Raw genomic sequence first — 13601 nt, forward strand, 5'->3', positions numbered from 1 at the left:
GTGGCACAATAAAGATCGATTGCTCAAGATCAGGAATTCGGGGGCGGGGGCGTCACGAAATTTGCTTCAAGTTTTGAAGTAAATTTCCGAATTTTGAAGTAAATTCCCCAATGGAGAGAGGGATGAATCATAAGATTCACTATCCGTTTGCAAACTTCGCAGACACAGTGGCAGTCCTGCCCGCCAGTGACACGATGAGGAAGACGCCCGACAACCCTGAGAGTGACCGCGACGCAGACGGTCCTCTGATCACCTATTTTGAGCTGGCTCGGGTCATGGAGCGAGCCAGCCGACGGTTTTCCGGCCTGTTGCGCACGGAACTCTCCAAGATCGGTGTCGACGACATCGGGCCCGCGCAGGCGATGGTACTTCTGGCCATCGGAGAGGCGGAGCTCTCGGTGGGGGAACTCCTGGACCGCGGCTACTATATGGGCTCCAACATCTCCTATTATCTGAAGCAGCTCGGCGATGGCGATTACATCGACCGAATCGCTTCGCAGCGCGACAAGCGGTCGGCCCGCATCCGGCTTTCGGAAAAAGGCAGAAAGCTCTGCGCCGGCCTGCGCGAAGCAGCGAAATCCTATGAACGCGCCCTTACCCATGGCGAACAGGACCGGCGGAACCTCGAGACGGCTTTCCAAACCCTGCACCGTCTCGAATTGGTCTGGGGCAATGCCGCCCGTTACGGCATTTGATGCGCCTTACTGCATGTTTCCTTAAATCGCCGATTTAAGGATAAAAACATGCAGCAATTCAAAGTGGTACAGCGTCCTTTGCGCGTCTCATAAGACGCGCGGCGCTGTAGAAGAGTGGTCCCTGTTTTGCGGTTGGCTTGAGAACATGCATGTAGCATTTGTGCACCGGCGCGGCTTTGGCCAGTTCGCGGCCCTCGCTCACCATCTCGTGCAGGCGGGGAGCGAAGTGACCCTCGTGACCGAAACTGTGGATCAACGGATCCCTTCGGTCCGGGTGGTCCGGCATCGCGCGGAACCGGGTCCGCGGGCATATCCGCAAATGGCGCGGCACCTCAGCGCGCCCGACCACCATGTGCGGATCGGCCATCGGGTCGCGGAGACCTTCGACGCGATGGCACGCCTCGGCCAGATCCCCGACGTTATTCTGGGCCACACAGGCTGGGGCAGTATGATGTTCGTGAAGGATGTGCTGCCACGTGTACCCGCACTTGGATATTGCGAGTTCTTTTATCGTGCCGAAGGGGCGGATGTCGGCTTTGCGCCGGATAACGAGCCCGATTCGGAGACCCGCAAGCGATTGCGTCTGCGTAACATCGCGCAGCTCCTGTCGCTGGAGGCGATCGAGGGCGGCATCAGCCCGACCAATTGGCAGAGAAGCCTTTATCCGCCCGACGCACAGCAACGCATTACGGTCTGTCACGAGGGGATAGACACGCGACGCTTTCGTCCCGATCCTGCAGCTTCGCTGAGGCTTCCTGACGGGCGCGTGCTGAAAGCCGGTGACCCGGTCATCACCTTTGTCGCCCGCGATCTTGAGCCTTATCGGGGTTTTCCACAGGCGCTCGAGGCGGCCGCGACAGTCGTCCGGCGGCATCCGGACGCGCTGTTCGTCTTTGTCGGCGGCGATGGCGTGAGTTATGGAGCGCCACCTCCCGGCGGAGGATCGTGGAAGGATCACCTTTTCGCGTCACTGGATGTCCCACGCGACAGGTTTATTTTCCCGGGCGTCGTGGCGCATTCCACGCTTCGCCAGCTTTTCCAGGTCTCAGCAGCTCACCTCTACCTGACCTATCCCTTCGTCCTGTCTTGGTCGGTCCTCGAGGCAATGGCTTGCGGCGCGCTCATCATCGGATCGGACACACCCCCCGTGCAAGAGGTCATGCGCTCGGGTCGCAACGGTCTTCTCGTACCCTTCTTCGATACCGGTGCACTTGCCGATGTCATTCTCGACGTGCTGGAGCGCCCGGACAATTTCCGGGTAATGCGTGCCGCCGCGCGTAGAACGGTCGAACAGAGGTTCCGGCTAGACGATTGTCTTGCGCGGCAAATGACATTGATCGGAAACGTGACCACGCAGCGGACGATTTCTTCGTCTAAGGCGACAAGTGTAAATGTTGCTTCAAGTTTTGAAGTATAATTAAAGATCAAAACCCCAAAATTTCATTGTTGTGCACCGCAAAAATCAAAGATATGGTTTTTGCGATGAGTTTTCGTGAGGAGAATAGTTATTCTCCTTGAGAATCATCATCCGAATAATTCAATTTCTTCTGGGGTCGCTGCGTGCAAGAGTTGATGTCTGCTGGCGTGAGGCAAACGCCGGCTAAGCACAGGTTGGTTGTGGCATCCAATCGGGACCGGGCGGATGTTGAAGGCAGCGACATCGAGCACCTGGTCCATTTCCTGGAGACGGGTACGCAATCCCAATCTCCTCTGCAAAACGCATTCCCGCTGATTGCGCTCGCCTTCTCGAATGAGGGGGAAGCCGAGCTGAGTGAAGGACTTGCGGCGCTCCGCACCCTGGGAACGATTCCTGAAATACCTCTTCAACGAGTTGATGCGACGAGCAGGGAGGAGAGCCTGGCGCTCGTTCGTGCGCTGGTGGAAGGCGGAGTGGGGCGGCTTGCCCGCTTCGCGGCCTCGGTAACGTCCGAGCTCGCCATTCTCAGGCGGGAGCGCGAAGCGCTGCTTGAGAACTACCGCGCGCTCGAGGACGCATTCCAGGCTCGCAACTGGGAACCGGTGACCGAGATCTTCGCGCACGATCCTTACGTCGATCCGAAGGACGAGGGCATCGGGCAGCTGCTTGCAACCGGGCATGTCGAGCAACTCCTGCCGGTCTCCAGCCATGGCGTGGCGGGCGTCGCGCTGCACCTCCACTCTGTCCCAAAGGATGGCGGTGAACTGGTCGTGATGCTCGGCTATGTCGAGAGCGGGGAGGGCGTGGCCGAATGGACAGTGCCTTACGCACAGGTCGCCGCAGGCTGGAATTTCTTCGCGCTGCCGCGGGCCTGCGGAGGCGGGGCAAGGACGCTGCGGCTCAGGGTCTCCACAACGGGTACGGAAATGGTAGGGCTCTCGCTCGGCTATCCGATCGCGAGCGAGCGCTATACCGCCCGCTCCGACGCCGCGCACGCCGATCTCGACCTCAGGCCCCTTGCATTCCGGGTGTTTACGGGGCTGGCCGGCGTCAGGCCGGCGCGCATGCCCAACATGATCGCTCCGACCGCCTTGCTCGAAGGGCATTTCATCGAAGACTATCGTCTGGCGGTCGAGCTCCTGAGCCAGATTGTCGATGTGTCCGTTACGCCGGTCGTTCCGGAGTTTCAGACCGTCCGCTTCCTCGAACACGAGCATGCCGTGGTGTGTCATCCGCTGCCGAGCGGGATTTCGGCCGGCACCATCGGTCGCGCCGTCGAGCCTGGCACGATTTCCTTCTCCGCGAGCGCCGTCATCGACCACCCGCAGGGCGCACCCGCGGCCGTGAGCTTTCTGCTCGCGCCGACCAATTCGAATGCGCGATCGGAGGTGGCGGAGCTGGCGCGCAAGGGGGCCGCCAAGCCTTCGGCATTCTTCAGCGGTTGGCGTGAAGTTACCGCCCAGCAGGCGATCAACATCAACTTTCAGCTGGATAAACCGGTGCGCGAGCCCATGGATCTCATGATCCTCAGTCGCGCGGTAACGGACACGGTCGATTTTTCGTGGCTCAAGGTGTCCGGCTTCCGGTTGGTCAAGCAGTCCGCAGGGGCGTCACATGTCCGGCAGTAGGGACGTTTCGGACCTCATCGCAGTCGCCATGCCGCTCTACGGCCACGCGGCGCTCGTCCTGGAGGCGATCGAATCGGTGCTCGCATCGACGGTTTCCGAATGCAGGATTGCGGTGGTCGTGTCGGTCGACGGCGATCCTCGGCAGGAGACCTTCGACCAGTTGCTCCTCTATGCTGCGGCGCATCCGGCGGTTCATGTCCTATTCGGAGCGAATGCCGGGCCGGGCGGAGCGCGCAACCGCGCGATCGACTATGTGCTCGAAAACCTGCCGGAGGCACGAGCCGTCTACTTCCTCGATGCCGATAACCGCGTCCTGCCGGGCACGATCGAAACCCTCTACCGTGAGCTCGCCTCGAGCGGCTGTGGCTGGGTCTACACCAATATCGACACGTTCTCGGTGAGCTGGCGGGCCCACTACGGCAACCGCTACTCGCGGCTTGTCCACTGCATTACCGACAATATCTGCGACACGGGCTCGATGATCTCGATCGACGTATTCCGTGCTGGTGTCCGCTTCAACGACGACAGGCAGAACGGTTTCGAAGACTGGGAGTTCTGGCTGTCCTGCATCGAGCATGGATTTGTCGGAACGCCGTGCCACGACACAACGTTCGAATACCGGCTGCGCGCGGAAAGCCGCTTCAAGGAAGCCAACCGCGACCGTGCCGCCTCGGTGAGCTTCCTGAGAAAACGCCATAGGGCACTGTTCCAGCGTCCGATGCTCGTTGATTTCGAACATGAGGAATGCCCGCGCTATCTCTTCGCGCGGACGGAAGATGCCGCGATCTCCTTCTTCACCGATCCGACAAAGACACCTCACAAGCTTCGTCTCGACGATATCATCCCGGCCTTCTGGGCGAGCGTCGGGGAGCCGGATAACGTTCATTTCCCGCCGTTCCTGATCGCCGGAAGCGGCGCCACCCTCGACCTCCTGCTGCGCTCGCGCATGCTGCCGAACGTGCTTGCGCATCTGGAGCGCTTGAGCGAGAGGGCCAATGTGGTCTTCGTCCAACTCGGCAACGATGCCGCGCAACGCAAGATCGAGCCGGTCTTCCATGAGGCTGGGGCGCATGTAGGGCACGCCGATCTCATTTTCCTGCCGACCTCGCTCGTCCGGGACGTGATCCAGAACAATGCGCTCGACTGGTTCGCCTCGATCGGCCACCAGCAGGTATGGCCCACATCGGCGGTCCTGAAGGTACGCTTTCCCTTCCCGAGAACCTTGCCGCGCCGTTCGCTGATCACGCCCCAGCAGGTGATGATCAACTGCGTCAACGCCATCGCGACCAGCCCGCTGCGCCGCACGGCCGGCCGCCGCTGGACCTGGCGCCCGGCGCGGCTCGTGCCCTATGCGGAACTCCACAAGGCGCTTCGCCACGAGCTCGGCGGCTCGCCCGTCCTGCCGCTCGGGCATAGCGAGGGAGGCAAGCGTACGGCGGCGCTGCTCGTTCCGAACGCATCGTTCGGCGGCGCCGAGAAAGTCGTCTATGCGGCGGCGCGTGAATTGAAGGCAAACGGCTACGAGACCCACCTGTTCGTGCTTGGCACCTCCAGGATGGACGTGATCGACGAGTTCGACGCGAGCTTCGACTACATACACTTCTGGGACCAGGGCATTCCCGCCTGGGGCGGTTCCGGTTCGTTCCTGGGGCAGGACTTCATAGCCGAGGGCCATGATGTCGATTGGGCGGCGCTAAAAGGTCAGCTTTCCGGTTTCGACCTCATAATCAACAATCATGTGATGGCGGTGCACCCGCTCATCGCGCGCCTGCGATCCGAAGGAACCCGTACGGCATGCTATCTTCACGTCGTCGACAATACGGGGTTCAAAAGGCCTGCTGGACAACCGTTCGCCGCAATCGCCCATGAACATTGCTATGACGCGTTCCTGACCTGCTCGGAACAGCTCAAAATCTATCTGCATAGCTTCGGCGTCCCGCACGAAAAGACCTTTGCGGTGCCTAACGGCGCGAGCTTCTCCGTACCGCCCAAAATATTGGCCGAGGTCCTGTCGGTCAGGCGGATAGAGCGCAAGGACGACCGGCTCCGGGTCCTCTACATGGGCCGGCTCGACCAGCAGAAGGGCATCGACCGCCTGGCTGCCGCGATCGCGGAGCTCAGGGCCTCGCGTGTGCCTTTCGACGCCCGGGCGATTGGTGGCGAGATCCTCGCGGACGCGACCGTATCGTGGACGGATCGGCTGAAGGACCTTAGTGTTGACGTGCGCCCGCCGGTCTTTGCGAGCAAGGATCTCATCAAGGCACTGGGTTGGGCGGATGTCCTCCTGATGCCATCGCGTTGGGAAGGGGCACCATTGATGATCGCCGAGGCGCAGCAGCTCGGCTGTGTTCCGATCGCTACCGCCGTCGGCGCCGTCGACGAGCTCATAACGGATGGGGAGGACGGCATCCTGATCGATGCGGCCGCCGATCCACAGGTGGTGCGGGACATGGCGAAAGTCATTGCCGAGGTGGCTCACAATCGCGAGAAACTCGCGCCTCTCATGGAGGGGTGCCTGAGAACCGCTGCACGTCGCTCGTGGGCATCCTCATTTTCCGAGTTCCTCGGTTGGTGCGACCGCTCCGTGAACAATTCATCCCTCTCGCGCGCGACGGTCATTCGCGGGCGCGAGACGTCCAATCCCGGGTTTGCGGCGGCGGGCTGATCAGCTCGCGCCGGTTTCAAGAAGAAGGGTCTATTGCATGCGTCCAAGAATCCTCGTGACGGGAATTCCTGGTCACTACACGCGCCTTGCCAACGGCGCTCACGGCCTGTCGGTGTCCTATTCGGAGCGGCAGAAACAGCCGGAGACGAAAGAGGAGTTTCTTCAGGAGCTTCGCAATATCAGCAACACCGGTAACTACCTGATCGGCGAAGGGGCGCTCCGCGCGATCGCGCCGCATGCGAAGCAGGTGCCGTTCTGGCATCTTTACAACTGCAGCAAGAATGGTCTTGGTTTGGAAGAGTTCAACGCCAATTTCGACATCTGCGTGTTCACTTGCGCGAACCTCCTGCGCAAGGGCCTCTCCGCCGACGCGGAAGCCGAAGTGTTGAGCAAACTGAAGATGCCGATCGTCATGCTCGGGATAGGTCTTCAGAACCGCCGGGATCTCGAGAACAGCCTGCCTGAGGGTACGAAGCGGCTCCTGGACGTCCTCAAGGAGCGGGAGCACTATTTCCTCACGCGCGGGTTCGAGACCGCAGGCTTCCTGAAGGACCAGGGGTTTTCCTACGTCCAGCCGACGGGTTGCCCGTCCGTCTACTTCATGCCACACAACATGCGTGCGTCGCTGAAGAAGCTGCCGCATGTGAACGTCGGCAAGGCGCGGACGATCTTCTCCGGCTATCTCGGCGCCAATCATGACACGATCGTCGATGCCCAAGCTCTGGCGCCCGAGAGCTCGCGCCCCCAATACGTGATCCAGGACGAGTTCCTGCACTTCGACATGAAGGTGGAGGCGAATGGCGACGGGCGCGTCTATGATTCCGCTTCGGGTTCGATGCTCGGCGAGCTCAGCTATCCGGGCACGGACCGGCTGAAGACGGCCTTCGACATCCGTACCTTCTTCGATACGAACCAGTGGCGTGCCTGGGCTTCGTCCATGGACTTCAATTTCGGGCGGCGCTTCCACGGCTCGATCATCGCCATGCAGGCGGGCGTGCCAAGCCTGATGGTGGCGGTGGACGATCGGATGCGCGAAATGCTCGGCTATACCGGCCTACCCGCCGTGGATGCCACTGATGTGGACAAGGCGGAAAACCGGGCCGAGTTCGTTGCCGATCACCTGGCCGGGCTCAACGCATCCGAACTCACCGACAGATATTCCGATCGCGAGCGCACCTTCCGCTCGGCGCTACGCGAAATCGGCATCGGGCAATAATCCTTCGCGGGCGCGGTCCCGTACTTCAGAAATCAGGTGTTTCGATGCGTGTCTTGCTTACAGGAATCCCTTCATATCTGCAGCGTACCGTAGCGGGCGTATCCGGGTCGGAGGTCCGTCATAAGCCCTATTTCGATGAGGTCAGGACAAAGAAAGACCTCATCGACCAGGTGCGCAAGATCGCCAATACGGGCAACTATCTGATCGGAGAAGGTGCCGCCCACGCCCTGCGTGGACATGACGTCACCTATGTGCCGTTCTGGCATCTCGCCAACAGCCGCAACTCGGACGATGTCTACGAGCACTTCAACGAGGAGTTCGACATCTGTGTCTTCGCCTCGGCCAATCTGCTGCGGCCCGGTTACTCCGCGGATCTCGAAGCGGAGGTGTTCGAAAAGCTGAAGATGCCCGTGGTGGTGATGGGTATCGGCATACAGCGCCGAGAGGGGCTCAAGGAAAAACTGCCGGCCGGCACCCTCAGATTCCTGGAAGTGCTTAAAAAGAAAGAGAGCTTCTTCCTGACACGCGGTTATTTCACCGCCGAATTCCTCAGGGAACAAGGCATGAAGTCCGTAAGGCCGACGGGCTGCCCGTCGCTTTTCTTTGCCCCGAACGAGATGAAGCGCTCACTCACCGCTCTTGCCAATCCGGAGTTGGCCGCGGCCCAGAAAATCGCCTTCGGTGGCTATCTCGGCAGCGTCGCCGATACGATCGTCGATGCGCACGCGCTCCTGAAACCCGACAGCTTGGCAAGCTACGTCGTCCAGGACGAAGTGGTTGCCTATAACCTCTCCCTGCCCGGCGAGGACGATGCGCCTGTCTACGACCGGGCAAGTGGACGCATCACCGGGCAGACCGAATATAAGCATTCCGAGAAGTGGCAGAGGAAGCACGAGCTGCTGGTCTTCTTCGACACGAACCATTGGCGAAGCTGGGTCAGCTCCCGCGATCTCTGCTTCGGCCGCCGGTTCCACGGCTGCATCATCGGCATGCAGGCAGGGGTGCCCTCGCTCATGATCGCGGTCGATGATCGCATGCGGGAGATGCTGGAGTTCATCGGCTTCCCCTATATGGAGGCCGCGATCTGGAACCGCGAGGCGGACAGGAAGACCTATCTCGCGAATTTCCTTTCCAAGATCGACTCGCAGGCCGTCATTGACCGGTACTCGGCTTGTGAAGCCAACTTCCGCACCGCTCTGGCCCATGTCGGCCTCTAGGCTGTGGGCAGGAGCGGTGACCGTCGCCTTGAGCGGGTGGCTTGCGCTCGTACGGCCCGCCTATCCCGATGAGGCTCCGGCTGCGCGCATCGGGATAAACCGAGTAAACCTCGGATGGCAGTCCCATGGCGAGCAGGAAAGGATACTCAAGGATATCGCTGCGAGCGGAGCGACCGACGTACGCCTCTCTCTGTCGCGACCGGTAGACAAGAGCATCGAGGCGCTGGCGATCGCAAGTCGGCTCGGGCTCGGGATCCTTCTCGAAATCCAGCTTGCGAACAAGAGCTACTATCCCGAGAGCGTCTCCCCGCGCACAGGCTTCGGCCGCATATGGGACATCCATCGGCTCTCCGATCTCGACCTCGATCGGTATCGCAAGGGCTTGCGCGAGGCACTTCAACGCATCGACGCGCTCGGCATTCGCCTCGAAGCGATCGAACCCGGAAACGAGATCAATTATGCCGGCTACAACGGGGACCTTGCCGTCTACCGGAGGAAGGGACCCCCGACGGCGCGCGGTATCGCCGATGTTAAGGACCGGCTGGCGTTCGAGCGGGGTCTGGACAAATACGTCCGTGTCCTCGAGATCAGCCGCGACGAAGTGCGCGCCACCTTGCACAGCCACAACGCAGCCATTATTTCCGCCGGCCTTTCCGACATGAGCGCCGAGGAGGCCGACAAACGCGGAATGGAACGGCTCGATCCGCGCGTGTTCGTCGCGGCTCTTCGCCAGCATGGTGTCGACAGTCTCGTCGATGCCTATGGCGTCCACCTCTATCCTGGGCGCAAGACGCCGGCAGTATTGGCTGCCCATGTAAAGACCCTTCTCGACTTCTGCCGACCTGCCGATCAGGGCAAGCCGTGCTGGGTGACGGAATGGGGCATTGCCAATACCGCACGTTCCTGCCCCATCGACGATCGGGCGCGAGAGGGGGCGGTGCGTGCCATGCGCACAACCCTCGGCGAACTGATGGCGGGAGGGCGACTGGCGGCAGCGTATTACTACGATTGGGACACTGAACCGGCCTACAGCCTCTGGCGCTGCGGCAAGTTGAGCCCCGCCGGTGCTGCAGCGATCCGACCGGCCGAAATCGAAGGGGCGCGGGCGAGATGAGGGCGAGGGCCACCAGCCGCGAGCGGCGATTGACTGCGCCGGGAGACACCGCATGAAGGGAATCATTCTTGCAGGCGGGAAAGGGACCAGGCTCTATCCGGTGACGATCTCGGTCTCGAAGCAATTGCTCCCGGTCCACGACAAGCCGATGATCTATTACCCGCTCGGCGCGCTCATGCTGGCGGGAATTCGCGACATTCTGGTAATCACCATGCCGAGGGACAGGCCGCTTTTCGAAGAGCTGCTTGGCGACGGAAGTCAACTCGGCCTCTCGATCTCCTATGCCGAGCAGTCCGAGCCGAACGGCCTCGCGGAAGCTTTCATCATTGGCCGCGAATTTGTCGGGAACAGTCCGGTCGCGCTGATCCTTGGAGACAATATCTTCTACGGCGCGGGCCTTCCTGAACTCTGCCGCGAGGCCGCGGCTCGCAAAAGTGGAGCCACGATCTTCGCCTATCGAGTGGACGATCCCGAGCGTTACGGTGTCGTGAGCTTCAACAGCCGCAACGGTCGCGCCGAGATCATCGAGGAAAAGCCGCGACGGCCGAACTCGAGCTGGGCCGTAACGGGCCTCTATTTCTACGAGAACAGCGTACTCGACGTCGCAGCCACGATCAGACCGTCCGCTCGCGGCGAACTGGAAATCACCGACGTCAACCGCGCCTATCTTGATCGTGGGGACCTTCATGTCTGCCGGCTCGGCCGCGGCTACGCCTGGCTCGACACCGGCACTCACGACAGCCTGCACGATGCCGCCTCCTTTGTACGTACCATCGAGCATCGCCAGGGCGTGAAGATCATGTGCCCGGAAGAGATCGCCTTCGAGCTCGGCTACGTCTCTGCCGACCAGGTGCTCGAGCGCGCCGCCCTGCTCGGCAAGAACGAGTACGCGACCTACCTCCAGCGACGCATCAGGGAGCTTGCGGATGCTTGAGATAAGAGCCCTGGGCCTCGACGGCGTCCTGGAAATCGTGCCGCGCAAGTTCAGCGACGAGCGGGGCTTCTTTTCGGAGACCTACAATGCCGAGACTTTATTGGCGCATGGCATCGCGTTGACCTTCGTCCAGGACAACCACTCCTATTCCGCAATGGCGGGCACGGTGCGCGGCCTGCACTACCAGCTTCCACCGCGCGCCCAGGCCAAGCTCGTACGGGTCGTCCGGGGGAGGGCGTTCGACGTGGTCGTCGATATCCGCAGGGGCTCGTCGACATTCGCGCAATGGGTTGGGGTCGAACTCTCGGCCGAAAAATGGAACCAGATCCTGGTGCCTGTGGGATTCGCCCACGGCCTGGTCACACTCGAACCGGAGACGGAGGTCCTTTACAAGGTGAGCGAGCATTATTCCGCAGAACACGACCGCGCGATCCGATTCGATGATCCCCAAATCGGGATAAGGTGGCCCGTGGCCCCTGATCGTTTGTGCCTGTCCGCGAAGGATCGCGACGCGCCGCTGCTGGCCAATGCCAGCCTTTCAGATTTTGACCGGTGAGGGGGGCAACAATGCGTGTTCTCGTCACGGGTGGCGCCGGCTTCATCGGCTCTGCGGTCTGCCGACATCTGGTTGCGAATGGCGCCGAGCGCGTCGTCAATGTCGACAAGCTGACCTATGCCGGCAATCTTCAGTCCTTGCGCGCAGTGGAAAAGCACCCGAACTATGCTTTCTACCGGGCGGATATCCGCAACGAGCAATCGCTCCTGGATATCATGCGCCTCGAGCGCGTCGACGCTGTCATGCATCTCGCGGCCGAGAGCCATGTCGATCGATCGATCGACGGGCCTGGCGCATTTGCGGAAACGAACGTGCTCGGCACGGTCCGTCTACTTTGCGCGGCCCTGGCCTATTGGTCAGAGCTCGGCCCGACAGCGCGCGATCGGTTTCGCTTTCACCATGTCTCCACCGACGAGGTGTTCGGGGATCTCCCTTTCTCCGGTGGTGTTTTCGCCGAAGAGACGCGCTACGCGCCTTCGTCGCCTTATGCGGCCTCCAAGGCGGCAGCGGATCATTTCGTTCGTGCGTGGTACCAGACTTACGGGCTGCCGGTCGTGCTCTCGAACTCGTCCAACAATTACGGACCGTTTCATTTTCCCGAGAAACTAATCCCCCTGACGATCATCAATGCGATCGAGGAGAAGCCGCTACCGCTCTATGGATCGGGTGCGAACGTCCGCGACTGGCTCCACGTCGACGACCATGCACGCGCGCTGGAGCTTGTGATGAGGGAGGGAAGGCCGGGCGAGAGCTACAACATCGGCGCCCGGGCCGCGCGCAACAATCTATCGGTGGTGGAGAGCATCTGCGACCTGCTCGACATCCGCCTGCCGCGCAAGGGCGGAAAAAGTTATCGGGACCTCATCACGCTTGTCGCCGACCGGCCCGGCCACGACCGGCGCTATGCGATCGACCCCTCCAAGATCGAGCGCGAGCTCGGCTGGAGGCCAAAGCAGGGTTTCGAGGCGGGTCTGAGCGACACGATCGATTGGTATCTCGCTAACGGTTGGTGGTGGGAACCGATCCGGCGCGAGCGCTACGCCGGAGCACGTCTTGGGGGACGCCATAGGAGCGTTGCGTGAGAATTGTCGTGACAGGTTGCAAGGGGCAACTGGTACAGAGCCTGGTAGAACGGGCGCGTGGACGGCCGGATATAGAGGTTGTCACGGTCGGGAGGCCGGTTCTTGATTTGGACCGCATGGAAACGATCCTCCCCGCGATCGAACGCTGCCGGCCTGATTTGGTCGTTTCGGCTGCAGCCTACACCGCCGTGGACCAGGCCGAGCGCGAGGTGGAAAAGGCCTTCGCAATCAACGCTCTCGGAGCCGGGGCGGTTGCCGAAGCGGCAGCCTCCCTCGGTGTGCCGGTCATCCACCTTTCCACCGACTATGCCTTCGATGGTACAAAGGAAGGCAGTTACACTGAAGACGATGCATCTGTCCCGCTCTGCGTCTACGGCGCCTCGAAACTGGCAGGCGAGAGAGCCGTGATCGCGGCGAATCCCTTCCATGTCGTCCTGCGGACCGGTTGGGTCTATAGCCCCTTTGGCAAGAATTTCGTGAAAACAATGTTGCGGCTCGCCGAGGATCATGAGGAAATTGCAGTTGTCGCCGACCAATGGGGCAACCCATCTTCGGCGCTGGATCTGGCGGACGCGATCCTTGTCGCAGCCGGTCTGACGATCCAACGCAACCGTGATCACGTTTCCGGCATTTACCACTTGTCAGGGGCCGGCATCGCAAGCCGCGCCGATCTTGCCCGCCATGTTCTCTCCCTGAGCGGTGCTCACGGCGGACCGTCGGCGCGCGTGCGAAACGTCACTACGGCAGATTTCCCGGCGCCCGCGCGTCGTCCCGCCAATTCGTCTTTGTCTTGCGCCAGGTTCGCAGCGACATTCGGCCGGGCCATGCCTGCCTGGCAGCCTTCCGTGGAGATGACCGTGCGTCGACTGCTTCGGGACAGACCGGGTTGATGAAGGCGCCTGGCGGCCGAGGGTCGGTCGACATCCAAAAGTTCCATAAGATATCTTATGCGATAATTGTCTCTAGCCGCAAAGTTAGAATGTCCTGATCCTGCAAAGTAAGAATGTCACTCTCCCCGCGTTTTGATGACGTGGGAGATTGCGGATGGGACTGATTGCGATGAGCGAGCGCGATCTG

Annotated in this window: 11 protein-coding genes; all 11 read left to right on the forward strand. The window is 61.3% G+C overall.

All coding sequences use genetic code 11. The annotated features are described in order from the left end of the window. Positions 1-122: 122 nt before the first annotated feature. On the forward strand, positions 123-695 hold the full coding sequence (locus tag RB548_RS27750) for a MarR family transcriptional regulator (RefSeq protein ID WP_331376964.1): 573 nt from the start codon (positions 123-125) through the stop codon (positions 693-695). A 145-nt stretch (positions 696-840) separates the two neighbouring features. Beyond that, positions 841-2112, forward strand: coding sequence for a glycosyltransferase family 4 protein (locus RB548_RS27755; RefSeq protein ID WP_331376965.1), 1272 nt, complete (start codon positions 841-843; stop codon positions 2110-2112). Between the two features lie 155 nt (positions 2113-2267). Further along, entirely contained in the window at positions 2268-3740 is a 1473-nt protein-coding gene (locus RB548_RS27760) for a DUF6212 domain-containing protein (RefSeq protein WP_331376966.1), read from the forward strand. Then, positions 3727-6405 (forward strand): glycosyltransferase, encoded by a 2679-nt coding sequence (locus RB548_RS27765; protein WP_331376967.1) that lies wholly within the window; start codon positions 3727-3729, stop codon positions 6403-6405. Before RB548_RS27760 ends, RB548_RS27765 begins: the two co-directional genes overlap by 14 nt. Before the next feature lie 37 nt (positions 6406-6442). Next, complete coding sequence (locus RB548_RS27770) at positions 6443-7621, forward strand: polysaccharide pyruvyl transferase family protein (protein ID WP_331376968.1); 1179 nt, start codon at positions 6443-6445, stop codon at positions 7619-7621. A 44-nt stretch (positions 7622-7665) separates the two neighbouring features. Continuing rightward, a complete protein-coding gene (locus RB548_RS27775) occupies positions 7666-8838 on the forward strand; it encodes a polysaccharide pyruvyl transferase family protein (protein ID WP_331376969.1) in 1173 nt (390 codons plus the stop codon). Next, entirely contained in the window at positions 8825-9952 is a 1128-nt protein-coding gene (locus tag RB548_RS27780) for a glycoside hydrolase (RefSeq protein ID WP_408642486.1), read from the forward strand. The genes RB548_RS27775 and RB548_RS27780 overlap by 14 nt, the downstream gene beginning before the upstream one ends. A gap of 52 nt (positions 9953-10004) precedes the next feature. Next, complete coding sequence (rfbA, locus tag RB548_RS27785; protein ID WP_331376971.1) at positions 10005-10886, forward strand: glucose-1-phosphate thymidylyltransferase RfbA; 882 nt, start codon at positions 10005-10007, stop codon at positions 10884-10886. Further along, entirely contained in the window at positions 10879-11442 is a 564-nt protein-coding gene (gene rfbC / locus RB548_RS27790) for a dTDP-4-dehydrorhamnose 3,5-epimerase (protein WP_331376972.1), read from the forward strand. The genes rfbA and rfbC overlap by 8 nt, the downstream gene beginning before the upstream one ends. An 11-nt stretch (positions 11443-11453) precedes the next feature. Continuing rightward, a complete protein-coding gene (gene rfbB, locus RB548_RS27795; RefSeq protein WP_331376973.1) occupies positions 11454-12524 on the forward strand; it encodes a dTDP-glucose 4,6-dehydratase in 1071 nt (356 codons plus the stop codon). Then, a complete protein-coding gene (rfbD, locus tag RB548_RS27800) occupies positions 12521-13414 on the forward strand; it encodes a dTDP-4-dehydrorhamnose reductase (RefSeq protein WP_331376974.1) in 894 nt (297 codons plus the stop codon). Before rfbB ends, rfbD begins: the two co-directional genes overlap by 4 nt. The last annotated feature ends 187 nt before the right edge of the window (positions 13415-13601 follow it).

The organism is Sinorhizobium chiapasense (assembly GCF_036488675.1).
Taxonomy (GTDB): domain Bacteria; phylum Pseudomonadota; class Alphaproteobacteria; order Rhizobiales; family Rhizobiaceae; genus Sinorhizobium; species Sinorhizobium chiapasense.

What these genes read in the sequence shown, in the direction of transcription:
- RB548_RS27750 (WP_331376964.1), top strand. Translation starts at nt 123, where the DNA reads ATGAATCATAAGATTCACTATCCGTTTGCAAACTTCGCAGACACAGTG.
- RB548_RS27755 (WP_331376965.1), top strand. Translation starts at nt 841, where the DNA reads ATGCATGTAGCATTTGTGCACCGGCGCGGCTTTGGCCAGTTCGCGGCC.
- RB548_RS27760 (WP_331376966.1), top strand. Translation starts at nt 2,268, where the DNA reads ATGTCTGCTGGCGTGAGGCAAACGCCGGCTAAGCACAGGTTGGTTGTG.
- RB548_RS27765 (WP_331376967.1), top strand. Translation starts at nt 3,727, where the DNA reads ATGTCCGGCAGTAGGGACGTTTCGGACCTCATCGCAGTCGCCATGCCG.
- RB548_RS27770 (WP_331376968.1), top strand. Translation starts at nt 6,443, where the DNA reads ATGCGTCCAAGAATCCTCGTGACGGGAATTCCTGGTCACTACACGCGC.
- RB548_RS27775 (WP_331376969.1), top strand. Translation starts at nt 7,666, where the DNA reads ATGCGTGTCTTGCTTACAGGAATCCCTTCATATCTGCAGCGTACCGTA.
- RB548_RS27780 (WP_408642486.1), top strand. Translation starts at nt 8,825, where the DNA reads ATGTCGGCCTCTAGGCTGTGGGCAGGAGCGGTGACCGTCGCCTTGAGC.
- rfbA (WP_331376971.1), top strand. Translation starts at nt 10,005, where the DNA reads ATGAAGGGAATCATTCTTGCAGGCGGGAAAGGGACCAGGCTCTATCCG.
- rfbC (WP_331376972.1), top strand. Translation starts at nt 10,879, where the DNA reads ATGCTTGAGATAAGAGCCCTGGGCCTCGACGGCGTCCTGGAAATCGTG.
- rfbB (WP_331376973.1), top strand. Translation starts at nt 11,454, where the DNA reads ATGCGTGTTCTCGTCACGGGTGGCGCCGGCTTCATCGGCTCTGCGGTC.